1 protein-coding gene is annotated in these 820 nt (G+C 76.7%); it reads left to right on the top strand.

Annotated features, from left to right (window positions below; translation table 11 throughout):
- The coding region (locus D7X12_RS41605; RefSeq protein ID WP_120630587.1) for a tetratricopeptide repeat protein at positions 1-820 on the top strand (820 nt) is incomplete at both ends.

The following is an 820-nucleotide window of genomic DNA, read 5'->3' as shown; positions in this document are numbered from 1 at the left end:
GTGGAGGCCCGCGCGCCCCAGACTCCCACCGTCCCTCCGTTCGCGCTGGAGCCGACCGCCGGGGAGCTTTCAAGCGCGCCGCGCCCCTTCGCCCCCGCGCCCCACACCGGGGCCGCGCCGGTGGAGGCCCCTCCCGAGGGGAACGGCCTCGCGCTTCCGCACGTGCACGCCCGCCGCGTGGACCACCTGGCCCGCGCCCAGGGCCTGCGCGAGCTGGGTGACCTGTCCGGCGCCATGACGGAGCTGCGCCGCGCGCTGCACGACGCGCCGGGGGACACCGACACCCTGGCGCAGCTCGCGCGCACGGCCCGGCTGGCCGGGGACACGGGGCTCGCGCTGGATGCGTATGCCCGGCTGGGGCAGGTGGAGCCCACCGACGCGGGGGCGCTGGTGCAGCAGGCGCGGCTGCTGGTGTCGCAGGGCCGCTTCGCCGAGGCGGTCCCCGTGGGCGAGGAGGCCCTCCTGCGCGACCCGGAGGACCCGGAGGTGTACCAGGTGCTCGGCCGTGCCCACCTGGGCGCGAATGAGCTGGCCTCCGCCATCCTGCGCTTCCAGCAGGCGGTGCACCTGGACCCGGAGCACGGCCACGCGCTCAACAACCTGGGCTTCGCCTACCTGCGCGCCAGCGACAACGCCCGCGCCGTGGAGGTCCTCACCCAGGCCGCGGGCCTGTTGCCCCACGTCGCCTACGTGCAGAACAACCTGGGCGTCGCCTGTGAGCGCCTCGGCCGGCTGGAGGAGGCCCGCGCCGCCTACGCCGCCGCCACCCGGCTGTCGCCCCGCTACGTTCAGGCTCGTATCAACGCGGACCGGGTGGCCC

It is taken from the genome of Corallococcus sicarius (assembly GCF_003611735.1).
Lineage (GTDB): Bacteria > Myxococcota > Myxococcia > Myxococcales > Myxococcaceae > Corallococcus > Corallococcus sicarius.
Note: the sequence above shows the minus strand (reverse complement) of the source record. Positions and strands in the feature narration are given on the sequence as shown.